Source organism: Citrobacter sp. Cpo142, assembly GCF_030332425.1.
Lineage (GTDB): Bacteria > Pseudomonadota > Gammaproteobacteria > Enterobacterales > Enterobacteriaceae > Citrobacter > Citrobacter portucalensis.
The window spans coordinates 1-23,211 of record NZ_JAOWHW010000149.1 but is presented as its reverse complement, the minus strand read 5'-3'; the positions used below and the strand labels follow the sequence as shown (position 1 = coordinate 23,211).

Here is a 23,211-nt window from a genome sequence, read left to right as displayed (position 1 = left end):
GCATTGAATAATAAAAATAGTTTTAATAGATCAATATTCTAAAATTGATCGTTTAAATCGATCAGTTTAATCATATGCGGCTGTGTTTATCGCCGTTATCACAATTCCGCTATTCGTTGATCCGACAGAGGAACCACTTGCAGTGGTTGAACTTTGCCCCCTAATTCTTGTACCACCAGTGTCGTCATGGCAACCCGTCCCCACATCAACAGACTGAAATATTGGCTGTCCACCTGGTGCAGAACCCGCATGGAGGATGACAGAGCCCAGCCCCATCGGATTTACGGCCCATTTGCCTGCCATGTATGTATCAATGTTAAGCCCACCACTTACAGCACCTGGTGAACCAATAGTTGTAAGGTCGCTTAATACCCGGGACTCATTCGTAAGTACCAGTGTCCCTTCGGCATCCCATATAGCCACACCCCAGGCCGGAAGCGTAAGCGGATATATGGCAAAAAAATAGGCCTCAAGGACAAAAGCCGATCTCCTGTAATTAGACGCATCAACACTGAACGTATTGCCACTTTTTGAAGCTGATATCTTCGCCGGGGCGCTGGTTCTTGCAAATGCAATCCCTCCCTTCTGACCGTCGATAGTAACGGACGCCGAAGCACTGTTAAAATCCCCCCCAAAAGTTGAGTTGACAGTTACTTTTCGGTAAAGCGTCATTGGTGTGGAATCAGGTGTGATAAAAGGGTTCCCGTTAGGTAATGAAATCAATGCGCCATATTTAGCCATCTACGCAGTCTCCGCAAAAACGATTAACTGCACTTTGACTGCCGGGTAATCATTAATCCCATCACTACCTGAAGGCTGTATTGTTATGGTGTTTCCAGATGCAATAATATTTCTTTTATCTGTGTAACTTATTGTCCCTTTATCCTCCAGAGTACCAACTGCAAACCCAACCTTTAAGCCAGGCTCAAGGTTGAACTGGTAGCTTCCCGTTTTCTGACCTAAAGCAAGATCGATGATGCCCACCACGGTTACAGGTTTAATGCCATAGTTATTCGGGACGCCGTTAGCGTCCCATGAGGCAAATCCAAAATCAGACATTGGGAGCCACTCCTGTTAGTTTACCAATCTGCACAAACAAACGACCTTCCGGCCCCGTAAAGGAAAGATTGTTGTCGGCTTTAGAAAGACACCACCCCCCCTGATTTGCAACTTTGTAACCTTCTGACCAGATAGAACCTGAGATTTTCGCATTGTTGATTGCGGCGTTAGCAATTTTGGCGCTTGTTATACTTCCATTCTGAATAAACGCATCGCTGATAAACACCTGACCATTGACCACCGCAAAGGGTGAATATTGCGTATCACCGCTGCCACTCATCAGGACGAACTGATTGGCGTTAAATCCGACACGAGTGACTACCGGCTTACCCGCTTCCGCCAGCACCGCAATCGACATCCCGGCACCGTAAAAAATATCGTTGATGCGCACTCCGACTTTCAGGGTATGAATGGCCGTAGCACTTGTAGCGTCAACGGTGGCAGTGAGCTTATCCTCAAGCGAGGCGGTTACATCTTTAATCTGCGCCTGCACCTGCGTCGACATTTCAGCCATCGCTTTATCAACATCAGCAATGGTTGTTTTGACCACCAGAATATCCGCGCGTACTTCGCCGTACTGCGCCCACTGGTGTTCCACGGTTGCATGGTTGGCCAGCGCGTTCTGCAATGCGGCTTCGAGATTGGTATTAATGTCGCTTGTCAGGCGGTCGCCGTCGGCAGACGTCAGGAAATCATCGGCAATATCGCCCAGGTAGTCGTCAGCATTCGCATTAGATTCACCACGAACCCAGTCGGTCCAGTCACTCTGATTACCAATACGGTCGACCAGACGAGCCCGGTACCAAAATTCAACACCAGCCTTTAAGCCCAGTTGTGTGTAGGTGTGTTGCGGATAAGGAACTCCGGCAAGCAGCAGAGGGTTATCCCCATTACCGTTTACTGAATACTGCAACTCAGTCTGGAGGGTGTCACCTGTATCAACCGGGAAGGACCAGTCAACCTGAATACCCCAGTTGATTGCTGTGGTGCGCAGACCAACCGGTTTGGGAACTTCCCCTGTACGCCCAGTGAGATGAGTCAGAACAGAAGAGGTCCACAAACTGGACGCTCCACCAGAGTTAATGGCGCGGACTCTCACGAGGTAATCGCCTGAGAAAATCCCGGCGATCTCTATATTGCGCAGGCCTGTTTCGGGAATGTTGATCCACTCATTATCACCACGTTTCCACTGTGCCTGATACGCGACAATATCCGCCTGAGGTTTCCCGTTTTTATCTACTGGCGCATCCCAACTCGCAACCATGGTCGCAATACGCTGCCCCTGCCGGACCGAGTCGTAACTGCTAATCGCGATATTCGTGGGCTGGCTAACCAGGCCTGTCGGTAACAGACTAATCGGCGGCGTATCCAGCCGGGCGTTGTTATCAACGGCATCATACTTCGTCGCGTTGTACTCTGCACCGGTGATACTGTAGGTGTTCTCTTCATCGTTAAATGTCAGATTGGTTACGCGGAAGTACTGGAGGCGCAACTGGCCAGCATCGATAACAAAAATGGCATTAGGTTGTGGCTCAGCGGTAAAGGCAGTTACCAGTATCAGTTGCTGGCCGTTAACCGCCTGAATGGTTCTGCTCTCAACGGTACCGCCCAGGGTACGAATCATCAGCGTATCGCCGGCTAATGCGCTTGTACCCCGATCGGTAGTTACAGATTTCAGAACGCCGTTGTATTCAGTAATACGTCCACCATAGATACGGCCAGATAGCCGTTCATCTGCAAACGCAAATACGGTCCCCGGCACATAAGCGAAGCCATCAAGTCCCGTCTGAACAGTGATAATACGGTCCAGAGAGTTGGAGTAAACGGCCCACCCTCCGCGGCGCTGCGCCTCGCTTTCACGCGTGCATCCGATCGCAGTGAGTTGTGTCTGCTTAAACTTGAACTGTTTCACCAGATCAGGAAACATCACTGCCGTTGTGCGATCCTGATAGTGGTTATCCGGATCACTAAAGTTAATCAGCGCAGAGCTATAGCGGTTCTTTTCACTGCCGCTGGAGTACGTTGGCTTACCGACAACAGAAGCGCGGGTGAGTATCTGAAGTTTTGACGTATCAGCTGGCATATCCGAGACAACATTGAACATGTTGTTGCCCCAGAACGTCATACCATTGAAACCAGCCGCAATATCCTTAATCACCTGCCAGGCATCAGCCTGAGCCTGGATATAAACGTCAAACATAAAGCGAGGCTCGGTACCGCTGCCACCCTTACCATCCGGCACCTTCTGGTCGCAGCGCTGGGCAATACGGTACAACTCCCATTTATCGAGCATCGCTGGTGTAACCCTGCGCCCCAGCCCGAAGCGCGGCTCAGTAAGAATGTCGAACCAAATCCAAGCCGGGTTGTTACTCCAGGACCATTTGAATGTACCATCCCATATACCGCCATAAGTGCGTGTAATCGGATCGTAGTTCTGAGGGATGCGGATTACCCGACCTTTCGGCTTGCAAGATATCTTCGGGATATTGCTGAATGACTTAGCATTGAATGACACATACAGTAGTGCGGTATGCGGATAACGGAGACGCGCGTCAATCACCTCGGTGATCGCCTGTACCTGCGTTTTGTTCTGGAGCATTTGGCTGGTACTGTCAGCAGTATCCCGGACAACCCGAATCTGCCAGCCGGTTCTGGCTTTAGGAAGATTAATACGGTGGGTTAGCTCGTAGAGCGAACTGAGCTTTTCTGTGACGGTTTTAGTCATGACTGTCGAGTAAGCCCCACCGTCCACAGCAAGGTCGATATGATACTGAACCGTTGTGCCGACAATATCCCCATCGTTTTCCTGCTGCTGTAATCCAGGGATACCAATACGTACCAGCACCGCGTCAATCTGGGTGTTACTGATCGCACGAGTCCATGGGGTAACTTTCGTCAGCGACACGCCAATACTTGTTTCATTTTCAACTGCCGGGAAGCCGGGGATTGGTGTCTGAACCTGAGTGCCGGGACGGAAGTCCCATGATACGTTCTCAAAGGTCATGGTGCCGTCGGCGTTGCCAAGCGGCGTACCATCGAGAAAAATACGGGTGGCATCCAGCCCACCAGCAAATTCACCCTCGCCCAGCGCCAGCAGCATGCGGCAGCGAGCCATTGATTGCGCGGAGTCCGGCTGTTCTACAGGTGTATGCTGTTTTTGACTCCCGCCCTTCGCACCAGTAATCGTTGCCATATTGCATCCATAAAAAAACCCGCCTAAGCGGGTTGGTTTTTGCTGTGGCTAATCACTGAAAATACGTGACTAACCTTATCTCGTAATCGAAAGTATTTTCAATTCCAGGTTTTTCCACATGAGTGATGATGTCTCCGGGGCTCAGTCGTCTGCCAAGGACATTAATTGTAGAATTGAATTTCTGGTAGTCCCGTCCCCAGTCCATTTTTAAGCATCTCTGCTCACTCTTTTCGCCTGTGAAAGGATAATCCCCGGGAGGTAAAGAACCGTAGCCATATCCCGTAATTAGGCCATATACCTTTTGTTCAGGTTTGATATGTCCGTTGAAATCAATAGCTGCAACAAACTCTAAAGTAGATTCCATGCGAGGATCTTTTTCCTCTTTCAACCATTCAGCGACTATTTTTACAGCTGGCATTGTTGTGTCCCCATAGTGGAATGCTGTTAAAGGTAGCATAACACTACGCATGTTAACCGCGAGCTATGTTGCTGAAACTTAAATATCTTCTGCAACGATTCCTGCACTAATAATTGCACCGCCGATCTCCCGCTCCCCATAGAGCGCGGCAACCGGGTTACCCATTGCCAAGGTGTTTACTGAGCTGCCGAAAGCATAGCTGGGTTTGTTATCGGGATCATCGCGCCCCTGAAGCCCTTTTGGTTGGGGTGACAGCATCTGGTAGATACCTCCGGCCATCATCCCAATACCAGCGGATATCATGGCACCACCTACAGGGGAAGCCCAACCATACGAAAGACCAGTAACCACGATACCAGCTACCACCATCACGGCTCCGAGAATGGTTTGAAATATGCCGGCCTTCTTTGCACCTTCCATAACCGGTGCAATGCGAATATCGCTATTCCCAGCAAGGTTCTGGTAGTCCTCAACCCCGATGTTTCTTTTTCCACGAAACACAGCGAACGTCATTCCGTTTTTCTTCGCGTTCATTAGATAACTTTCCAAACCGTCCAGGTTGATACATAACGCCTTCACTGCTTCAGCTGACGTCTGCACCGCCAGCTTATGCACGCGCCCAAATCTCGCACCCAGCGCACCGTACAGGCGAATTGTCGTTAGCCGCGCCATGGTTTTATTTCCTGAGATAAGTTTTTATGTCGGACGCATATCATCGTCCGGTCTTTGAAATAGCCGCGCAAGTACGGCGTGATGCAGGATGGTTGCCCATAGAGATGATGAAGCAGCCCACCTTCTTCGGTAATGATCCCCGCATGGTTCCACTTAGCAGATTCAACCTGCATGATGACCATGCAGCCTGGCGACGGGCCGCATTCTATGAAACCCTCTTTCTCCCAGTTATCGAAATAGAGGTTGTCCGGGTAGTGGCTTTCCCACCACGGGTAGTCAACGCGGAAATCGGTCAGCGTAACGCCCTGTGTAGCATGCCAGTCCATTACCAACCCCCAGCAGTCGTGCGAGCCCAGAATGAACGGGCGGCCAATCAGAGGAATGGTATCAGGCGTGATTTCGGCGTATTCGTCGCAATCCGGCGCATAGATGCCCCAGACGACACCTGACTGATTGCACTGCTGCCTATCAAGATCTGAAGCTATTGCACGCGCGCCATCACCCGGGTGCGAGTGAATGACACGGATTATGGTTCCGCTATCTTCAGCATTCGCCCAATACTCACCGTCAATACGGAAATGCTCTGTCGGGTTTTCGTGCCTATTCGGTACCGGGATATACCGCTGGCGCCGTCCTGACTGGATGACGAAGCCGCAGCACTCGCGTGGCGATTCCTCCAGAGCATGCACCCGGATAGCGTTCATTATCGTTTTGTTCATATTGAAGTCCGGTTATCGGGAGAAGAGAACAGTTGCCGGGAATCCACCAAAATCGAGAGTGGCAGTATTAGGTTCAGCCAGGCCCGCACCAAATCGCTTGCGGCAATCGCTCAGGCAACCACCGCACACGTCCAGCGCAGGGTCAGCAACCGCATTCCCTTTCGCATCAAAATACGCTGTTCCGTTGTAGGTGCAGCCGTCACCGCTTCGGTACTGGCCGCGCAGAGCCCACTCGCACAGCGATGTAATTTGACGGGTGGGAATAACTAGGTTCTGCAAATCCGCTGGGCTACTCAACGCCCACGTCACCACTTCATCATCTTCAGAGGTTTTCGTGTCCAGCCAGAAAGTCTGGAGAGTAAACATCGACGGATCAGCTGTCGCGTTCACGCCACCAGGGAAGTTCACCGCATCGAGGTAAACAGTGTAGGTGTCGATGATACTCACCTTAGCGTTAACCATGTCCTTGAACTGCAGGCAGAGCGCAGTGATATGCCCGTCAAGGTTCGATACGCTAAGTTTCGGCTCAGCGGCCTGGTCGGTCGAGAGAGCGAGGTCAGAAATCTGGAATGGCCAGAAGTCGAAGGTTTTACCATCCCAAAATATGGGCTTTGGTCCAAGTTTAGTCTCATCGCCTTTCGCCGCTTCGATCTCGGCGGGTGTATGGGGAAATGGACTGTAGTGGAAGCGATGAATACCGCCACTGAACTCTGAAGCATCTACTTCAACCAGCCGGACTCTACCGCCCGGCGCCAGCATTGCAGCTGTATCAATCAGTGCTGTCATGCTCCACCTCAGGCATAGACGCCGTAGGCGCGCTTAATGGTGAAGGTCAGCTCGGCGAACTTACTGCTGATCTGGTTCTTTCGCACTGAATCGGCCACGACGCGATAAAGCCCCTTCACTTCGCCAGGAGGCTCGATGATAAAAGCCTTAACGGTATGCGCCAGCAGAAAGTCACGGACGGTATTCACTTCAGAGTCAGTGCCCACATGCTTCATCGGTACCTGAATAGCAGTCGAGTTAATGCCGTTCTCGGCTACCTGCTCATAACCATCACCGAACTGCGCAGACCTTATTGTTTGGCTGTATTCGACGGCACCAGCGCCGAGCTGCGAGTGCCAGTTGTATGTTTCAACGGCCATATTTACTCCATAAAAAAACCCAGCCAGGGCTGGGTTCATAGATTGCCAATTATGACTTTCACTTACCGCGATTCTCTTTCATTTCTTTGTACATATTTAAAGCGAATTCAAGATCATTAGCGCTACTGTCAACTTTTTCTTGGCAACGATTGAATCCGCGCAGGGGTTCTTTCCCATCACTAGCAGGTCCTTGAGATAACCCCTGGGCTTCACGCTGAACTCTGTCAGCCTCTTGTATGGCTAAATTTGGCGCGTCAATGATGCAAATCGTTTTTGGAACAGCCATTTTTGTAGATAATTTAAGATATCCCCAATAGCTTCCAGCAACTCCAAAAATAAACGACACGAGCACACCAAATAAAAAACAAAACACTCTATCTTTTGTCACCTAATACTCCTTATGGTTTTCCCATTTATATTCTTTGTCTCGGTATCGTTTGGACCATTCCCTGAGTTCGTAACAATTGGCATTTCTAATCCCGCAACCGTGAAGACTTTATTCACCATCATTCCCTGATTAATATTGTTTGCGCATAATAGCCAGGTGATGCTTTGATGTAACCTGGTGCGCATGATATTGCTCTCTCAGGATCACATTCAGGCTATTATTTTGTCTGGAATTGCCTTCCAAGCAACCCATCACTTCTGGTAGCCCTCATTAAGACCTCGGTCACTTTGGCCTCAATTTCCTTTCCTAACGCCCTTGCTGCGGCATTCCCATCTCCAGACGAGTTTGATGATGTGTTGCCCTTATTATCGACATAAATATCTATGTTGACCTGCGGTTGCCCACCGCTCCCCCCTTGGGCTCTTACCCCGAGACGACCTGATGAGTCGCGCGTGAGTGGCATGATTGCCTCCGCCCCGGCTTCAGCGAAAACGCCACCTTTGGCGAACTTAGATGCACCCTGGAATGTGAAATACTGGGGAGTGTCGTAGACACCGTTCACGTATTTACTGAGGCCCGAAGATTCATAGACTCCACCTTTAGCGTTGAACGTTACCCCTGCTGCAGCATTTGCATACGATCCACCAGGTGTGGCTCCACCTCCCGAACCACCACTTATCCATCCCATAGCTGCCTGCACCGTATAGGCCACCATGAGACGGTTCGTCACATCAAGGATCATCTTGAGCATGGATTTGCCGAATTCTTTAACTGATGCTTTGCCAGTGGTCATCAGCTCAGTCAACATGTCGCTCAGACCTGTTAGCGTGGAACTGGCAACGTTCTTAACGGCGTCGTAAGTGTTCGTGGCTGCATCAAGATATTCATTCCAGCCACTCACCGCACCTGCTTTCCAGTCTCCCCGTAATTTGTCTTCTTCAGCGTAATACTTTCTGAGAGCTGCCAGTTCTTTTTCATAACCGGCATCCTCAAGTTTACCACCACCGTTGAGCCAGCCCTGGCGAAGCTGCGCTTCTTCCATCATGCGTTGAGTTTGGCGACTGCTGAAGCCTGCACTAGCACGCAAAGCATCGGTCTTTTCCGACATCTGGGTGACGTACTTATTAGCCTGCTGTGCCAGGCCGTTAATCTTCTGCTGGGCCTCTACTTCTTTGTTCTTCTGATCCACAACCTTCGCGGCATTCAGAATGGCTTCCCGGCTAGACAGAAGAGATTTCTCCTGTGCGGTGAGGGCTCGGGTTTTGGCGGCCTCGTCCAGTTCCGCAAAACGTGACTGCTGCTTGCCCAGTTCGGTGTTTTTGGCGTGAATATCGCCGGTCTGACGCAGGGTTTCGAGGGTTTCCGTTAAGGTCCTTGCCTGCGCCCGGTAGTTCTCCAGAGTGCGATCGCCAGCATCCAGCGTGGCTTTGGCTTCTTTGGTCTTTTTGGCTGAGTCTTGTGCAAGCTTCGAGACTGCGTCTCTTGATTCTCGACTTGTTCCGCCATCACCTTTTACGTTAGACCCTCGCGCTTCAGCCTCATAGTTTGCCTGTGCGTTAGGCGCAGTGACGCGCTTCCAAAGCTCGTTATAGCGTTTTTTGTTCGCCTCAATCTCTTTGTCCGCTTCCGCACCAGCCTTTTTCATTGCCTCAACGTCCATGCCGAGGAAATTAACCAGCGCACCGCCACCCGGGATTTTGTCTGCCCAGCCAGCGATGGTGCTGGTGAACTTGGCGTCCAGAGAGGTGATATTGAGGAACAAGTCTTTGATCGAGGACTTAACCAGTTCGAAAATATCGATGATCTGGTTTCCCCATGCGCGCACGGTAATACCTATATCGCCAAAGGTGTCAGAAGCGCTCTTTTTAAGGTTTTCCCACGTTTTACCGATATTATCGGTCGCTTTGTTGGTCTCCTCTGCGCGCTTTGCCATGACGCCTGCAAACAGCTCAATAGCTTCGGTAACAGCCGCCTGCTCCCCCTTCTGCTTACGTAGCTGGATAATGTGCTTGATCATGGCTTCATCAACGAAACCATATTGTTCATTGAGGCTGGCAAGCCTTTTAACCGGATCGCTGACAATCTTTTCGAAGTCGCTCATTGCCGCTTTGGTATCATTTCCGGCCTTACCCATGAGGGTGATGGTCGTTGCGACCTGCTTCATCTGGCTTGCGGTATATTTGCCAGTATCGTTCAACGTAACCAGCGTATCGACAGTGGAGCTAATCGATGTATTCGTCTTGCCAGCCACTTCCTCAGCGGCCTGGTTGAGCTGCTGCATTGAGGAGAAGCCAGCCCCACCCATCATGATGACAGAGCGTGCCACCTGCTCAAATTGCTCCGAGGAGTTATACGCTGCGGCAGCCAGCAGGCCGATCGTGCCAATCAGCCCACCAAGTGCGATTGTGGTAGGGTTAATCATCCCAGCCATGCTGCGGATGTATTCGCCGACGCCGGACAACGCCCCCTGAACCGAGCCGAACTGGTCTTTAATCTGCCCGCCCTGTTGCAGCAGAATCAGGAACGGCGACTGACCGCCAGCCAGCTGCGTGGCGATATCGGTGAATTGCGCCGGAAGCGTGCGCATTGCTGCGCTGTACTGGCCAACGGAGATTCCAGCGCGCCGGGCAGCAGCTTCCTGCCGGGATAGCGCCTCAGGAAGGACGTCAGCCACGCCCGAGAGCCGTTCGCGCGTCTGGTTTAGGATGGTGTTGAAATGCTCGAACTGGGTGCCGTTAATACGCCCCGCTTCGAAGTGTGCCACCAACTGCGCATGCTGCTCATCCAGCGAATTAAAGGCGCGGATGGTAGGGTCGATGGAACCCAGCAGGTTTTTCAGCGCGGCAGATTGCTTCTCGGCGGCCTGGGTGGCTGCCAGTTCGGCTTGTGCCCTGGCAGCAGCTTCGCCGGTATCCGTCAGCTTTAGCCGCGTATCGTCGAGGATTTTGTTGTAGTGCTGAAAATCATCGGTATCCAGGAAGCCTTTGGTCTGGAAGTTACGCAGGGCGGCCTGCTGTTCATCCAGCCGGTTAAGCGCCTTGTTTACCGGGTCGATATTCTCCAGCAGGCCTTTCAGCGCCACCTGCTGCTCTTTGATACCTTCGCTGCCCTGCTTCGCAGACTCAGCACCAGCGCGGAATACGCTGTTGAGGTCATCAGCTTTGCCTACGGCTCCCGCCGCGGCTTCACCGAGTTTATCCAGTTCATTGCTGGCTGTTTTCAGATCGGATACGTCAGCACGCAATGTGATCGAGGCGATTTGGTCACTCATCAGGCCGTCTCCTTATGCATCACTTTGAGAGCCTCGCTTTCCATGATTCGAATATCAGCCATGCAGGCCGCCGCATCCTCAACCCCGTGCAACTTAAACACCCAGGGGAGAACGTTGTAATCAAGACCGGTCGCACCGCCCGCGCCGACGCGCCATTGGGTCGCCAGTGCGGAGAAGACGGTAAAGGCCTCCCATACGGATGGCAGGATCCATACCTCTTCCTCCACGTCCTCAGGCGTTAAACCAAAAGCGGCTAACTCCGCGAGCGTCGGTCCCGGTGTATACAACGCTGCGGCGACCTGCCTCAGTTTTTTTCGCGCAGTCCCATCAGCTCTTTGGTGTATGCCAGACCGATGCTGTCGAACGCGCGAGGATAGTTCTTTAGCAGGACGATCACGTTATCGCGGTTGAACTCATCCGGCAGCGCCCAGCCTTCGACAATTTCCATGAGGTAATCGGCCTGCGGCTCAATAGCAGCCTTCTTGCTTTCTGCATCCTTTTGCAGCTTCTCGTCCATAGCACGCAGTTCCTCCAGCGTTTTATGGCGAAAGGTGAAGGTCAGTTTTCCGTCTTCGGTGCCAGCTCGCGGGATGCTGGCAGTAACGGAAAATGTCGGATTGGGGATCAGGGAGAATTTGGTCATTTGTTCATCTCGGTAAGGCCCGGCTTACCGGGCCAGATTAATCAAGTAATGCTAACGGTGCATCCGGCAGAAGTGAGCGTCTTGCCTGCGGCGTCGGTAACTTCGCAGGTATACACCCCGGCATCGGAAGACTGAGCGGACGGAATGTTGAGCGTGGATGCGGTTTTGCCCGGAATGGCGGTGCCACCTTTCTTCCACACATAGGCGTACGGCGCGGAACCACCCTGCATGACCACCGACAGATCCAGAGCTGCGTTAGCAGCAACAGACTTGGTTGGTGGCAGGTCAGTCAGGAATGTCAGTGGAGTAGCGGAGGAATCGGCAATCGGGTAAATCTGCATATCCGATTCGAAGTTCATGCGCGCTTCATTACTTTCAACAGCATTGATTTCAGTACGTGGTACACGCTGGAAGGATACTTTGGCAGAGTAGTATCGATCGGCTTTGCCGCGCGGGTTGTGGAACCAGACCGCTGTAGTATCGCTGGAGTCGTCCAGGTCAATGAGGCGTTTGTAGATCGCCAGTTGCGGGTCATGCGCGAAGGTATAGACCTGAACCACGGCGTTTTTGAATGTCGGGATGGTACGGGCTTTATCATCCTCCAGGAACTGCACACTGATGGTCTGTTGGTCACCGCCTTCGGTGGACAGCGTCATCACCTGAGGCATGGTGATCCACGAATCAATTTTACGCAGCGTACCTGCCCCGGTACCCGCCGGAAACTTCTTGGTGTCGGTGGTATCGAACGCTTCCAGCACGATTTTCGTTCCAGTAACTGACTTGACACGCACCACCATGTTGTCGAGCTTCAGCCAGCCAGAGCTAACCTGGACGACATCGCCCGCGAGGATGCCAGCAGCCGAGGCAACGGTCAGTTCGCATTCCGTCGCATTGGATGCCGCAGTGAAGACAATCGGCGCAAGATAGGCCTTGGCCACGTTTACACGCGACCCGTTAGGGATTGCGAATGCCATTGCATTCTCCTGAATTTAAGTAATAAAAAACCCACCAGATAGTGGGTCAGTAATCAGCGCGGTACTGCATGCTGACGGGGATGGTGTAGGTGATGGAGCCGCTGCTGCCGTTTGGTGCAGAGGTCGGACGGTCCTGTATTGGCTGGCGAATCTGAGGCGGCCCGTTGATATAGACGGTCAAATCACCAGCCACCAGAGCGAGGCCTTCGGGAAATCCGCCCGCAATCACACTGGCAAATGTTCGCGCCTTGCCGACGCCTATTCCTGCGGGGGTGACTATGTTCACCTGGAAAATGCCCTGATACGTACGAAGCTGCCCTGCAAAGTCTTGCCCGATAGTTTGTGCCGGGAGTATATAGACCCTCCCGTACGGGACATCATCTGGCGGTTCAAAAATGATGTTTGGCCAGGCTATCGGCATATCAATCGCAAGGGCGATATCAGCAAGGCGCGACTCGAGCAATTCCGCAATTAGCATTGATTGGTCACCGGCCATTACGTACCTCGCTCATCGCCTCACGAAACAGCTGCGCTGCGTCCAGTGCAGTGATACCTACCATGCCGCCGGGGGCCTGACCAGAGTGCCCGTTCTCCAGTGCCTGTGCGTATGGCAGGTTATTTGTGAAGTAAATCGAGCTGACCTGCCCCACCCTGAACACTTCAAGCACCGCCAGACCGCGGGAGTTGGAACCCTGGCCGGAGGCATCCGGAGTATCGTTGGATTGGGTCGGTTGGCTATCAAACCCCACATACCAGTTGTTCTTGAAGCGCCCGCCGACATAACCATCTGGCTTTTTGATGTCCATCGAGTCGTTTACCCGTAAGCCACGTTTAAGGCGCCCGGACTTCGTCACGTTTGCTGGGTCATCACGCAGCGCAGCATTGTGGTCTCGTACTGCATCGTTATAGGCTGATGCCGTCTGGTTTACCTTCCAGACATCAGGGTTGCCAATTGGAGACTTTTCGACTAGGCGCCCGAGGATTTTGATACCCGTCCGACGCACCGCCTCGTCAATCTCCTGCTTTGAGCCATCAACGAACAGCTGAATAGCAGCCAGGAACGGCTGATTAGCAGAACTTGCCATAGTTACGCCCTTAGCTGAATGTTATAGGAGATCAGAACATCGGCAGGCTTAACAGGATTCGGCTGCACCACGCGCCACTTTTTACCGTCAATTTCGATACGGTCATCGATACGCACTTCTGTTTCAAACGTGGCCGCCAGTTTCTTATCGCCGGTAGCGATTAGGGAGCCGTCGATTTCTCGGGATGAGTATTCGGTGATAACGCCGGTGACGGTCGTAGTCATTGCCGGGGTGGTGACCTCTTTCCCGAACTGATCGCGGGTAGTGCCGCCGCCGCGGGTTAGTTGGTATGCCTTCCCGTTCTCGGTCAGCAGCCGGGTTGCGGTCGCGCGCATGCGCAGGTAGCTAATTGCCATATCAGCCCCTTTCGATACGGATCTGATTGCCGCCGACCACCAGCCCGCGCAGCGAGGAATAGAACCAGGGGAATGATGGCGTAGCCTTGTTGGTACCCGCCTCGTACTGAACAGTTACCGCACCTTCGACGCGCTCCATTGTCACCTCCCCACCACCAGCAACTGAAGGCGTTAAGTCAATCTCCTGCGATTCGATAGCCAGGCGGCACTGTGCATCAACCAGGCGCTGTGGAATAGCATCATCCGGCAGGTCAACACCATCGAAACGAACGCCAGAGCGAGGCCAGGATAGCGGCTGTGAAGCAACGCTGCGCTGCCCGCGCCATGACTTGCCCTCCAGATAATCCATCGCCTGCATCAGCATCTGCCCGCACTCGCCATCATCGGCAGGTACGGTATATCCGCGCCCGGCTGCGAACGCACGCAGGTCAACAACGCTAGCGTAGGTATTAAAGTCAGGAGAATGGGGATCGGCAACCAGCATGGTTATTCCTCCAGACGCCAGTCCAGCGCCAGCCAGTTATCCACTTCGGCAGGGTGAACCTCCGCGCTTAACGGGCCGCCGGGGAACTCCGGCTGGTCACGAACCATGAGAACCAGTTCGATGCCTTGCTGTTCCTGCTGGGCAGGAGCATGTTTAGTGTCGTTCTGCGCCGCAAGCTTTTCAGCCTCACGCAACACGCGCTGCTCTTTGGTCAATCCGGCCATTGGGCCTCCTGAAAAACAAAGGAGCCGAAGCCCCAGTGGTTAGCCCATGATGATGGCGGAATGGCGGTTCGCGATGGACGCGGTGCCCCATGCCAGGCCAACTTCGTAACGCACCTGGCGGTACTGGCGGTACAGTGCGATCTGGAAGGTAATGCCGGAAACCGGATCGGTTACGTTCATCACGTCATCGGCACTATCGCCACCCTCAGGCATCGCAGGGGTACGGCTCGCCAGCAGGAACGCATTGCGGTCAAACGCCACGTTTGGTGCGAACTCGCTAAGGACAGTTACCGCAGCCTGGTCAGTCAAATCTTTGCGCAGGCCAGGCGCGCCGATAGTGACGCTGGAAGATGTGGCAGCAACGACCATGTACTGGTTGTCGTCACCGTCAAACTTCACTGCAGTACCTACAGCGATACCACCGGTACCCGCAGAGATAGCAACGATGATGTCGCCTTCTTTCTTCGCGCCGTTGACTTTGTAGCCAGTTGCGGTGCTTTTCGCCGTACGCTTGATGTTGGCGGATTCATGCAAGTTGAAGCCCATCACGCGACCGATTACGCCTTCACGCAGCAGTTGGTCGGTACCGGCTTCGTTCGCTTTGAACAGAACCGATTGCTTACCACGAATGGAAGCCATCGCTTCGCCACCCAACACCATGCGAAGGTCGGTAGTTGGCGCACCGTTATCGGTCAGGATTTGGCGAGCGTTCGCTGCGTCAGACAGGTCGTCTTTGATACTAAACGGCGTATCTTTTGGCGTACCTACGGCACGGGAAGAGTTGAAGAACTGGGCTGCCAGATCTGCATCCACTTCGTTACTCAGCGCGCGAAATGCTTGTTTAAACTGGTCAGCCAGGATGATGTTGTAGGTACCAGATGGGCCGACTGCGAGCTGCTCTTCACCATTCCATTTGACCGGGGCCATTTTGGATTTGGTGATCTGCACGTTCACGGTGCCGATGTTCTGGTCTCCATCGTTCGGAGCAGTCGCCCCTGGAACAATATCATTCGTAGTAGCCTGCGGTGCCACTGGTGCAGTAACGGTCTGACCTTTAGCAGCAGCATCGGCTTTAGCGTTGCGAGCCACTGCTGGGATGAAGCCAACCTGCTCTCGTGAAACCACGTCCAGTGCGGTGTAGATGGTCGGGATGAGACCAGTAAGGGTATTTGACATTCAGGTTTCCTTTCGATTAATCGACGATGGTGACGCCGTCTTTCAACGCGGTTTGCTTACCCACGTCATCCAGAGCATCGAACGCACCACGCTTCATGGTTTTTTGCCCGGCCTGATGCTGCGACTGGTGGGAGCCACCGCCGCTATTGCCGGACGCTTTGAGGATGTAGTCTTTCTGCGGATGCAACTCGACCAGAGATTCCAGCGCTTCGTCGAAGCCTGCCAACTCGCCGGGCTTGGTGCGGGAGAATACTTTGTTGCCCTGCCCGTCGTACGCCACGACCTTGCCGTCTTCGATTTTGAAGTTCTGGCCGAAGTGGGAGCGCACGAACTCAGCCGGGATCGCCATCTTCTCGGTAATGAACTTAGAGCCACCGAAGCGGCCGCCGATCATCTCGTCGTAGAGCTGGGTTTCCAGTTTCTGGCTGCGCCCATTGGCTTCGTCCAGTTGCTGCTGGAAGACCTTGGTGATTTCGGCTTTAACCTGGTCAACGGCGCCAGCATCAATCAGTTTCTTCTGGTCGATTTTGGTCATCATTTCCAGGGCTTCGAGCGCCTTGGTCGGATCGGTGATGCCTGCGAATTTCGCGAGACCGGCTTCCGCCGCTTCCTTCGCCTCGCGGTGAGTTTTAGCTTCACCATTTAGCGAGGTGATTTTGGTCATCGCTGCGACCGCATCGAACGGGATCTCTTTTCCGTCATCATGGACGTACACAGGCATACCGTTTTCAACGACCACATTTCCGTTAGCATCAAGTTTGAGTTTCATTGTTTTGCTCCAGCCTTCCGGCCATTGGTAGTGGGTCATCCGACCCGGGCACCGCGTCGCATCCGCTTAGCGGCAGACATAAAAAAGGCCACCCGAAGGCAGCCTTGAGTTGAATTTTGTAATGCTCAGAGCTTATTGATTATTTGCTCTGCGATTTTTGCGTCTTCTTCTGACGCCTCACCAGATAAGGCATAGGCAATCATCGCAATCATGATGAATTTGCGCTCAGCCTCTGTCAGGGTGATAGTTTTGTCTTTCTCATTTTGCATGGCTAACCCTCAAACGCCGACGCATCCACACGGCGCAGTTCATCCAGGGTGAGAAATTCCCCGGCATCGTTAAACATCTCCGGCACCGTGATTTTGCCGTCGCGTAGCATCCGCGCGCGAGTAACGCCCAGCACCTGTTCCTGCCGTGCGTACGGCTGCCTGACGAGCCATTCGGCATAACTCGTATTTGCTGGCACCTGGCCGTCCATGGACGCCCTAGTTGCGTTGCTCAGTTCGCCAGGAGGTATCTGCAGTTCCTCCCACGACTTGGTAATAAGGATTTCACTGGACCGGCAGCAAAAGTGAATTTTGCCAGGCCCGCGCAGGTATGGAACTACATGCCCCAGCGGCTTGCCGTCGAGGGTGTAAAGCTTGCGGTCTCGGATGATGCACCACTGGCTCGTATGGGTGTCGAGCGTTGATGACCACTTCTTGGCCTTCACAATGTCGCTATTAGCCTGAGCGAACTCCTGGCGCGCCGTGGCGGCCATATGGTTCACCGCGGTACGGGTCACGACGGCAAGGTCGCGGCGGGATGCGTTAATCACCCCATCTTCACGGTTGAGTTTCGGCGTACCGGCAACGTGCTTAACGATCTGCTCTACCGTTTCGCCTTGGAGAAACCCAGAACGCACAGCGTTAGTGATTTTGTCCAGTCGATCCGATTCTAGCTTCTGACCCCATTCCTTAAGTAAGCGCCCCTGAAAAGGCTGCGCCACGGCAGCAGCGTAAACCTGCTCTGGTGCAATGCTCTGGAGCGGGACATGCTTGAGGATTTGCTTCGGAATAATGCTGCTGAAAAGGTCCAGATGATATACGGCCTCATACTCAACGTAGCGCGTCAGTTCGCGGGCAAGCGCGGTATTAACCGGTTCGTAGGCCTGCTGGTTGAGGTCCCGCACACCAGCCAACAGCGATGACAGGCGACGGGCGCTGTACGTATCAGCTCGCTTGCCGTCCAGCAACACCAGCAATTTGGCAGCCAGGTCAGCATCCATCCTGTTCAGCAACGCAACCATGCGCCGGGCGACGCCGGTGCCGTAGCGCGTCACATAAAGGCCATGCGCTATTGTCTCATCCTGGAGGCGGTCATTGACAGAGCGGGCCATGCTATACCTCCTCTAACGTTCTGGTATCCAGAGACGATGATTCAGCCAGCAATTCGTCCAGGACCTTCTCCGGGTCTGCATCGGCATCAATCAGGTTGAGTTTTTGCAGTGATTTAATAGCATCGATGCGGCGAAGGTCACCGCCCTGACGTAGCGACTGAATGGCCAGCGCCGCTGGCGGGTTGAACTCTTTCGACTCAACATCCAGCTCGGTGCGGACATCGACGTTCCCCCCCTCAGATTCCCCGATGTACTCAGCCATGATTTGCAGGATGTTGTCGATCGCATCTTCCAGGCTGGTTGCCATAGTGTAGAGCGGAGACTGCTCCTGCATTTTCTCTTCGGAGGTCTGGTCTACAGACTTCGTGGATGTGTTGTCGGTACGCAGTAACTTAGCGCCCGCCTGGCGCATCTGCTCTACCAGGTCGGTCAGCGACTCTTTACCCGATGCTATTGAAGTGCCTGTGTGTTCAACGTACTCAAGCCCCTGCTTCTGACGGTCGGAGAACTGAGTTGCAGACGAAGAGCCAATTACCAGTTCCTGCCCATCCTCCAGGCCGAATACCGTAAGCAACGGGACGCGCGCTACATGCAGGATGTTGTCCTGTTCGCTCTGACTCTGCCAGTGCTTCACGTTCAGCAGCGCCATGTTCAGCAGCGGCGGAGAACCGCACATAAACCCGGTACGCTTGGTGTAGAGGGTAACCAGGGTGATGTCCCTGCGGGAGGTCTGCCATTCTTCATGCAGCGTCCAGTTGGACTGGGCATTGTCACCGTTCGCCTTGCGATAAATCTGCACCTGTCCAGATGTCAGCAAACGAATCTGCTCAACCTTTGTTTGCCCAAAGTCGTCGCCATCTTCGACGACCACCTCTTTGATGCGCAGCTCCGTGAGCACGACCTTGCCAGCAGTCATCTTTGACTTCCAGCCAATTACCTGTCGGGGATTGAGCATCGTTACATATGGCCGCGCTCCGGTGGCTTTCTCATCAGCCTTGGTCTTCACCTGTTCGGCGTCCACCCGGGGATAATCCACCAGCGCATGCGATAGACCGTACTGCATCGCTAGGCTGAAGAATGCCTGCGCCCACACATCTAGGCGGCTGCCTTCCAGATCGACATTCTTCGCGAACTCGCGCAGTTGATCCGGGACGTTCTCGCCCAGTTGGATAGGTTCAGCGAAAACGCGCCCGACGTTCTGGTTGATGGTCTCTTCGTATGCAGGCAGCAACGTGGCTACCGCCAGGCGCTTTTTGTAATCCTCTTTGTCTTCTTTCGGCCAGCGAGGAAGATATTCCTCACCCAACTGACGCATGTACAGCGTGCCGCCCATCAGGGCGTCGTTAATGTCCCACGCCTGCACCATGTTCCCATAGTCCAGATTGGGTGTTGAAATATCAGGCATGGAGTTAAATCCGTAGTTGAGTGACTTTTCCGGTCGGCTTGATGATCGGGAATTGCTTCACGATGAAATAGCCACCAGCGTCGTTTGGGTGATCGTTGTCGGCTGATTTATCCGGCTCGCCGTTTGCCGCCCATACCTGCTGTTCAAGGCTGTCTGTATAGACCGGGCAGCGAGCAACGTTAACTTTGTAGCGGCGCTCACCGTTGCCGTTGCAGAACATGGCATTCATGGAGTTAATGCGATCCTTTACCGGCGGGTTGGCGGCGTTCACCACCACGCTGAATCCGGCCTGCTTGAGCTGCGCAATATCGGTGGCGCTGGCGTTATTGGACTTGCGTGAATCGCCGGAAGCATCCGGATAGATGTAAATCTGCCTGGAGGCAACATAGCGCCCGCCCTCGTAGCGCCAGAACTCTTCCTGGATACGCTTTATCATGGCTGGCGTGTCATAAACTTTTATCAATTCACGTACCGCGCGCGGCTCGCCATTGCGAAGGACGTGGACGATGGCCGCCATTTTGCCAACGTTAAAGTCCATGCCGATATAGAGCGGTTCGCCTGCCTGTTCTTCATCAGTACAGTTATTCAGTCGTCGATCGAACTGGTGATAGATGGTGCCGCTGGTCAGGTTGGTGAAGCGCCCCCTCAGATACGCCTTAATCAACTCCGGCGGGTAGGAATTCATCAGCGAAGGGATGTAATCCGCGGGCAGGTTCTTCGCGTTGTCGAACGTGCTGGCCTGTATCAGACCGTACAGGGCTGAGAGCTCTGGCTTTTCACGTACTGCCTTCACAAATTGCTGGTAAACGAATTTGAACCCTTCCGGCGTGGTTGTGACGTCAATACCGTTACGCAGCCCATCAACCTTGTAACGCATACGGGCGATGATTTTTCGCCAAGCCTGTTGCGCTTTGGCAGCCGCCATGACATCCAACTCATCCACCATCGCGTTACCGATTTTGAAACCAACTATCGAGCCTGGCTTCTCCATCGAGCGGCAGATTGTTGTCCCGCGGAACCGTCGCCCCTCGTAGAAGTGAACCTCTTTGTTCCCCTCATTGATTTTGACGCTCAGCCCCCAGTCAAAGGCCACCTCTTCGATCGTCTGGTAGAAGATGTCACGAATCTGCGGGTACGTCGGCGCGAAATAACCCTGGTTGATTTTCGGGTGTTCCCACATCCCTTTGCAGATGCCGCCACAACCCACCCACGTTTTACCGGAACCGAACCCGGCAACGTAGGCTTTAAACTTGTGCTCCATCGCGAGGAAGCGAGCCTGTGGGATGTTAAGTGTCGGGCTGATCCTCATCTTCCGCCCTCGCGTCCACTACGTTGATATTGATTTGCACTGGGGTCGGTTCGTCATCATCACCATCACCGGCCAGCTCTTTGCGGAGTTTTTCCACCTCCAACTGCCGGCGGCCGATTTCGATCTGCTGGAGACGCTGAGCGAACTCGCTATCCGCCAGGCCGAGCCGCTTCATTACCGCTTCAAACATTCGCTCACGGCTGATAGCGGTTATCTCGACGCCATTCTTCCCCAGCTTCACGCCGGAATAAGCCAGAGCAGCAACAGGGGAGAGTTTCCGGGTGTCGGCGAAGTAAGGCTGGCCTATTCCGTCACCATTGCAGCGCGGGCAGGCATGGTTAGGCTCACGGGTGTGGTCATATCCATAGCCGCCCACGTCGACTGGCTCACGCTTGTCGCGTTCTTTAGCTTCCAGCTGTTTCTCTTCAAACTCCACGGCATCGCGCCACTGATATTGATGGCCAAAGCCCCAGCAGTAACGACACGCACCGCGACGATACTGTGAAAGCTGGTTTGCATCGAAGGTGGCGAGTTGCCACATCTGATCCAGGACCTCATCAGCACTGCCAAGCGTGCGCGCAATGGAAGCTTTCTGCTGTCGCGCGATGGCCTGTGCAACTGAAGTTTTCTTAAGGAGTTGATAGCCGATTTGTTCAGCTGATTTTTTACTGTAGCCAGCCCGGATAGCTGCCTGTGTGGCATTACCATCCTTCAGGTACTCCGCGACAAATAAGCGCTGCTGAGCAGTAAGCCCATCATCGTCCACCAGCTCATTTGCGCTTTTATCTTTCTGCGCAGTGCGCATTTTTTTCTGCGCAGGTTTTTGCGCAGAAAGTTTTTTGATATATCGACGGGCGGTAGCGTAGTTCAGTCCCTGCGCTTCACACCAATCCTTTGGTGATACGCCGGTTGCGGCATGTTCGGACAGGAACCGTTGCTGAAGCTCGCCCCAGTCCGGTTTTGCCATTGCTTACTCCAATAAAAAAGCCACCAGCGGATGCCAGTGGCTTGGGTGTGGTAATCAGGAATGGATTCGGACCATTGAGCCAGAAGATATTGGTCGTCTGCACCATCCTCCAACTTATAGCAGCGTCACGCTTCGTCCGGACCGGTATTACCCGACACTCGCGCACCTGATTAATGAGTTTCGACATTATCACAGGAACTCGGTGAATGCCTGTTGTAAAATCTAAACTAATAGCAACTAACCGGAGGTGGTGATGAAATCATCACGCGAAAATAATCAATCTTGCAACTTGTTAACTACGCTTCGCAAATCATTTTTAAGCTGCTTAGTTATGATTTCAATATTAGTATCGAACCAACCCGCATCCTGATCAGAAAACTCATAACCAGGTGAAATGAGCCCAAGCATACCTTTCTTAGACTCTAACGGGGAACGACCTTCCACCCCTTTCGTTATGGCAATCACCTGATACGGAAGATAACTTAAATCCTCTTCGGTCATGCCTGCTCTAGCCGCCACATCAGCAACACATGTCATGATTATGCCACTACAAACTTTTGCCTCAGTGATTGCAGTGCTAATAATAACAAGGCTAATTCTGTCTAAATCCTTCTGGTCAATATAATTTCCTGCCATAGAATTTCTGAATGTAAGCGACATAACTTCCATCCAGTGAGCTATATACTTTCTTACCTTTGCAGAGGCAATATTGCGCCTGAATTGCTTAAACATTAAATTCTCCATTTTATAAGAACTAATATTTTAACCTAAAGACAACAAAGTCAAAAGCCCAGTGATCACCGCTGTTAAAACCCCTTCTATTGCGAGGCTATAGGGTTATTGTTTGACTCTCTCACCGAATCGTAAATACGTTCACACGTCATCCCGGCGGTGTAGCGTTCGTCAGCGATTCCAGCATATCGCTTAGCTTCTGCTGCAATATCTCCGAGCATGTCGGCGAGCACTGCGGCGTCGGCTCCGGCTGTTTTGCTTCTGACGGCAGTGGCAAGATCTGAGGTGTGCTTTGCGGCGTCCAGGCGGGCGGCAAGCTTTGTTGCTTCGGTACGCAACTGGCTAACAGTGGCAGACAGGCCAGCAGCAGTGGCAGCAGATTTAGCGGCTTGTGCTTGTGCATCTTTTACAGCCTCATCACGGGCAATTATGCGCCCTTGTTCAATCCAGCGTGCGGCAGTCTGCGCGTTCGCTTCCTGTGAAGATTCCATGCTATTACGGTCAGCCCACTTCTTTTCCCAACCGCGGCTGCTCCATACACTACCCGCGATGAATGCAACGGCCACCAGCAGCGAAATGGCAATAAACTGATAGCGCAGGTTCACTGGTCTATCCCCCAGCATGCCAGCGCACTTTCCTGGTCCCGTCGCTCTACCTGCCCATAGCAGCCATTTTTCTGGCCTTTGGTCAGGCGACAATCGCGCCCGCCGTCTTTAATCCACCAGCGAATAGCATCACAGGCCCCTTTACGGTCGCCAGCATTGATGCGCTTATAGAACGTAGACGGGAAACATTTTCCGGGACCAATGTTGTAGGGGCAGAAAGACGCGATCCCGGCTTTCTG

General features: G+C 53.1%; 28 protein-coding genes. All 28 read right to left on the bottom strand.

The genetic code is table 11. From position 1 onward, the window contains the following. Nucleotides 1–66: 66 nt before the first annotated feature. Nucleotides 67–741, bottom strand: a complete 675-nt coding sequence (locus tag OGY18_RS25590; RefSeq protein WP_286554815.1) for a hypothetical protein — start codon at nt 739–741, stop codon at nt 67–69. Beyond that, the gene (locus OGY18_RS25585) at nt 742–1,059 is read right to left on the bottom strand and encodes a hypothetical protein (RefSeq protein ID WP_048220767.1); all 318 of its coding nucleotides are present in this window, start codon (nt 1,057–1,059) and stop codon (nt 742–744) included. It lies immediately after the preceding gene. After that, nucleotides 1,052–4,252, bottom strand: a complete 3,201-nt coding sequence (locus OGY18_RS25580) for a TipJ family phage tail tip protein (protein ID WP_286554814.1) — start codon at nt 4,250–4,252, stop codon at nt 1,052–1,054. Before OGY18_RS25580 ends, OGY18_RS25585 begins: the two co-directional genes overlap by 8 nt. Nucleotides 4,253–4,304: 52 nt before the next feature. Next, entirely contained in the window at nt 4,305–4,670 is a 366-nt protein-coding gene (locus OGY18_RS25575) for a hypothetical protein (RefSeq protein ID WP_275396751.1), read from the bottom strand. A gap of 78 nt (nt 4,671–4,748) precedes the next feature. After that, nucleotides 4,749–5,342, bottom strand: a complete 594-nt coding sequence (locus tag OGY18_RS25570) for a tail assembly protein (RefSeq protein ID WP_210958907.1) — start codon at nt 5,340–5,342, stop codon at nt 4,749–4,751. Continuing rightward, entirely contained in the window at nt 5,330–6,061 is a 732-nt protein-coding gene (locus OGY18_RS25565; RefSeq protein ID WP_286554807.1) for a C40 family peptidase, read from the bottom strand. Before OGY18_RS25565 ends, OGY18_RS25570 begins: the two co-directional genes overlap by 13 nt. Before the next feature lie 12 nt (nt 6,062–6,073). Beyond that, on the bottom strand, nt 6,074–6,847 hold the full coding sequence (locus OGY18_RS25560; RefSeq protein WP_038641014.1) for a phage minor tail protein L: 774 nt from the start codon (nt 6,845–6,847) through the stop codon (nt 6,074–6,076). A gap of 8 nt (nt 6,848–6,855) precedes the next feature. Next, complete coding sequence (locus OGY18_RS25555) at nt 6,856–7,206, bottom strand: phage tail protein (RefSeq protein WP_071692428.1); 351 nt, start codon at nt 7,204–7,206, stop codon at nt 6,856–6,858. A 58-nt stretch (nt 7,207–7,264) separates the two neighbouring features. Continuing rightward, nucleotides 7,265–7,594, bottom strand: a complete 330-nt coding sequence (locus OGY18_RS25550; RefSeq protein WP_286554805.1) for a hypothetical protein — start codon at nt 7,592–7,594, stop codon at nt 7,265–7,267. Nucleotides 7,595–7,811: 217 nt separating this feature from the next. Further along, nucleotides 7,812–10,865, bottom strand: a complete 3,054-nt coding sequence (locus OGY18_RS25545) for a phage tail tape measure protein (RefSeq protein ID WP_286554804.1) — start codon at nt 10,863–10,865, stop codon at nt 7,812–7,814. Further along, nucleotides 10,865–11,152 (bottom strand): DUF1799 domain-containing protein, encoded by a 288-nt coding sequence (locus OGY18_RS25540; RefSeq protein WP_264363818.1) that lies wholly within the window; start codon nt 11,150–11,152, stop codon nt 10,865–10,867. Before OGY18_RS25540 ends, OGY18_RS25545 begins: the two co-directional genes overlap by 1 nt. Nucleotides 11,153–11,169: 17 nt before the next feature. Next, nucleotides 11,170–11,508, bottom strand: coding sequence for a phage tail assembly chaperone (locus OGY18_RS25535; protein ID WP_065554628.1), 339 nt, complete (start codon nt 11,506–11,508; stop codon nt 11,170–11,172). A 41-nt stretch (nt 11,509–11,549) separates the two neighbouring features. After that, nucleotides 11,550–12,482 carry a phage tail tube protein gene (locus OGY18_RS25530; RefSeq protein ID WP_264363819.1) on the bottom strand — a complete coding sequence of 311 codons (933 nt, stop codon included), beginning with the start codon at nt 12,480–12,482 and terminating at the stop codon, nt 11,550–11,552. 46 nt (nt 12,483–12,528) lie between these two features. Continuing rightward, nucleotides 12,529–12,960, bottom strand: a complete 432-nt coding sequence (locus OGY18_RS25525) for a DUF4128 domain-containing protein (RefSeq protein WP_230131589.1) — start codon at nt 12,958–12,960, stop codon at nt 12,529–12,531. A 7-nt stretch (nt 12,961–12,967) separates the two neighbouring features. Next, a complete protein-coding gene (locus OGY18_RS25520) occupies nt 12,968–13,567 on the bottom strand; it encodes a hypothetical protein (RefSeq protein ID WP_286554793.1) in 600 nt (199 codons plus the stop codon). 2 nt (nt 13,568–13,569) lie between these two features. Further along, nucleotides 13,570–13,923, bottom strand: coding sequence for a hypothetical protein (locus tag OGY18_RS25515; protein WP_286554791.1), 354 nt, complete (start codon nt 13,921–13,923; stop codon nt 13,570–13,572). Between the two features lies 1 nt (nt 13,924). Continuing rightward, nucleotides 13,925–14,407, bottom strand: coding sequence for a DnaT-like ssDNA-binding protein (locus OGY18_RS25510; protein WP_286554790.1), 483 nt, complete (start codon nt 14,405–14,407; stop codon nt 13,925–13,927). Between the two features lie 2 nt (nt 14,408–14,409). After that, entirely contained in the window at nt 14,410–14,631 is a 222-nt protein-coding gene (locus OGY18_RS25505) for a hypothetical protein (protein ID WP_286554788.1), read from the bottom strand. Nucleotides 14,632–14,670: 39 nt separating this feature from the next. Next, nucleotides 14,671–15,807 carry a major capsid protein gene (locus OGY18_RS25500; protein ID WP_286554786.1) on the bottom strand — a complete coding sequence of 379 codons (1,137 nt, stop codon included), beginning with the start codon at nt 15,805–15,807 and terminating at the stop codon, nt 14,671–14,673. 16 nt (nt 15,808–15,823) lie between these two features. Next, entirely contained in the window at nt 15,824–16,576 is a 753-nt protein-coding gene (locus OGY18_RS25495) for a DUF6651 domain-containing protein (protein ID WP_286554784.1), read from the bottom strand. A gap of 125 nt (nt 16,577–16,701) precedes the next feature. After that, on the bottom strand, nt 16,702–16,845 hold the full coding sequence (locus OGY18_RS25490; protein ID WP_165612491.1) for a hypothetical protein: 144 nt from the start codon (nt 16,843–16,845) through the stop codon (nt 16,702–16,704). Nucleotides 16,846–16,847: 2 nt separating this feature from the next. Continuing rightward, the gene (locus OGY18_RS25485; protein WP_286554781.1) at nt 16,848–17,954 is read right to left on the bottom strand and encodes a phage minor head protein; all 1,107 of its coding nucleotides are present in this window, start codon (nt 17,952–17,954) and stop codon (nt 16,848–16,850) included. A gap of 1 nt (nt 17,955) precedes the next feature. Further along, nucleotides 17,956–19,359, bottom strand: coding sequence for a DUF4055 domain-containing protein (locus tag OGY18_RS25480; protein ID WP_286554779.1), 1,404 nt, complete (start codon nt 19,357–19,359; stop codon nt 17,956–17,958). 4 nt (nt 19,360–19,363) lie between these two features. Next, nucleotides 19,364–20,668, bottom strand: coding sequence for a terminase large subunit domain-containing protein (locus tag OGY18_RS25475; protein WP_286554776.1), 1,305 nt, complete (start codon nt 20,666–20,668; stop codon nt 19,364–19,366). Continuing rightward, nucleotides 20,646–21,635: a terminase small subunit gene (locus tag OGY18_RS25470; protein ID WP_286554774.1), complete on the bottom strand. Its 990-nt coding sequence runs from the start codon at nt 21,633–21,635 to the stop codon at nt 20,646–20,648. The genes OGY18_RS25475 and OGY18_RS25470 overlap by 23 nt, the downstream gene beginning before the upstream one ends. 276 nt (nt 21,636–21,911) lie before the next feature. Next, nucleotides 21,912–22,367, bottom strand: coding sequence for a hypothetical protein (locus OGY18_RS25465; RefSeq protein ID WP_286554773.1), 456 nt, complete (start codon nt 22,365–22,367; stop codon nt 21,912–21,914). An 86-nt stretch (nt 22,368–22,453) separates the two neighbouring features. Further along, nucleotides 22,454–22,990 carry a DUF2514 domain-containing protein gene (locus tag OGY18_RS25460; protein ID WP_185228745.1) on the bottom strand — a complete coding sequence of 179 codons (537 nt, stop codon included), beginning with the start codon at nt 22,988–22,990 and terminating at the stop codon, nt 22,454–22,456. After that, the coding region (locus OGY18_RS25455) for a glycoside hydrolase family protein (protein ID WP_286553282.1) at nt 22,969–23,211 on the bottom strand (243 nt) is incomplete at its 5' end. The genes OGY18_RS25455 and OGY18_RS25460, both read right to left, overlap by 22 nt.

Coding starts and splice junctions, on each gene's coding strand:
- OGY18_RS25590 (WP_286554815.1), bottom strand. CDS start 741: ATGGCTAAATATGGCGCATTGATTTCATTACCTAACGGGAACCCTTTT.
- OGY18_RS25585 (WP_048220767.1), bottom strand. CDS start 1,059: ATGTCTGATTTTGGATTTGCCTCATGGGACGCTAACGGCGTCCCGAAT.
- OGY18_RS25580 (WP_286554814.1), bottom strand. CDS start 4,252: ATGGCAACGATTACTGGTGCGAAGGGCGGGAGTCAAAAACAGCATACA.
- OGY18_RS25575 (WP_275396751.1), bottom strand. CDS start 4,670: ATGCCAGCTGTAAAAATAGTCGCTGAATGGTTGAAAGAGGAAAAAGAT.
- OGY18_RS25570 (WP_210958907.1), bottom strand. CDS start 5,342: ATGGCGCGGCTAACGACAATTCGCCTGTACGGTGCGCTGGGTGCGAGA.
- OGY18_RS25565 (WP_286554807.1), bottom strand. CDS start 6,061: ATGAACAAAACGATAATGAACGCTATCCGGGTGCATGCTCTGGAGGAA.
- OGY18_RS25560 (WP_038641014.1), bottom strand. CDS start 6,847: ATGACAGCACTGATTGATACAGCTGCAATGCTGGCGCCGGGCGGTAGA.
- OGY18_RS25555 (WP_071692428.1), bottom strand. CDS start 7,206: ATGGCCGTTGAAACATACAACTGGCACTCGCAGCTCGGCGCTGGTGCC.
- OGY18_RS25545 (WP_286554804.1), bottom strand. CDS start 10,865: ATGAGTGACCAAATCGCCTCGATCACATTGCGTGCTGACGTATCCGAT.
- OGY18_RS25535 (WP_065554628.1), bottom strand. CDS start 11,508: ATGACCAAATTCTCCCTGATCCCCAATCCGACATTTTCCGTTACTGCC.
- OGY18_RS25530 (WP_264363819.1), bottom strand. CDS start 12,482: ATGGCATTCGCAATCCCTAACGGGTCGCGTGTAAACGTGGCCAAGGCC.
- OGY18_RS25525 (WP_230131589.1), bottom strand. CDS start 12,960: ATGCTAATTGCGGAATTGCTCGAGTCGCGCCTTGCTGATATCGCCCTT.
- OGY18_RS25520 (WP_286554793.1), bottom strand. CDS start 13,567: ATGGCAAGTTCTGCTAATCAGCCGTTCCTGGCTGCTATTCAGCTGTTC.
- OGY18_RS25515 (WP_286554791.1), bottom strand. CDS start 13,923: ATGGCAATTAGCTACCTGCGCATGCGCGCGACCGCAACCCGGCTGCTG.
- OGY18_RS25510 (WP_286554790.1), bottom strand. CDS start 14,407: ATGCTGGTTGCCGATCCCCATTCTCCTGACTTTAATACCTACGCTAGC.
- OGY18_RS25505 (WP_286554788.1), bottom strand. CDS start 14,631: ATGGCCGGATTGACCAAAGAGCAGCGCGTGTTGCGTGAGGCTGAAAAG.
- OGY18_RS25500 (WP_286554786.1), bottom strand. CDS start 15,807: ATGTCAAATACCCTTACTGGTCTCATCCCGACCATCTACACCGCACTG.
- OGY18_RS25495 (WP_286554784.1), bottom strand. CDS start 16,576: ATGAAACTCAAACTTGATGCTAACGGAAATGTGGTCGTTGAAAACGGT.
- OGY18_RS25490 (WP_165612491.1), bottom strand. CDS start 16,845: ATGCAAAATGAGAAAGACAAAACTATCACCCTGACAGAGGCTGAGCGC.
- OGY18_RS25485 (WP_286554781.1), bottom strand. CDS start 17,954: ATGGCCCGCTCTGTCAATGACCGCCTCCAGGATGAGACAATAGCGCAT.
- OGY18_RS25480 (WP_286554779.1), bottom strand. CDS start 19,359: ATGCCTGATATTTCAACACCCAATCTGGACTATGGGAACATGGTGCAG.
- OGY18_RS25475 (WP_286554776.1), bottom strand. CDS start 20,668: ATGAGGATCAGCCCGACACTTAACATCCCACAGGCTCGCTTCCTCGCG.
- OGY18_RS25470 (WP_286554774.1), bottom strand. CDS start 21,635: ATGGCAAAACCGGACTGGGGCGAGCTTCAGCAACGGTTCCTGTCCGAA.
- OGY18_RS25465 (WP_286554773.1), bottom strand. CDS start 22,367: ATGTTTAAGCAATTCAGGCGCAATATTGCCTCTGCAAAGGTAAGAAAG.
- OGY18_RS25460 (WP_185228745.1), bottom strand. CDS start 22,990: ATGCTGGGGGATAGACCAGTGAACCTGCGCTATCAGTTTATTGCCATT.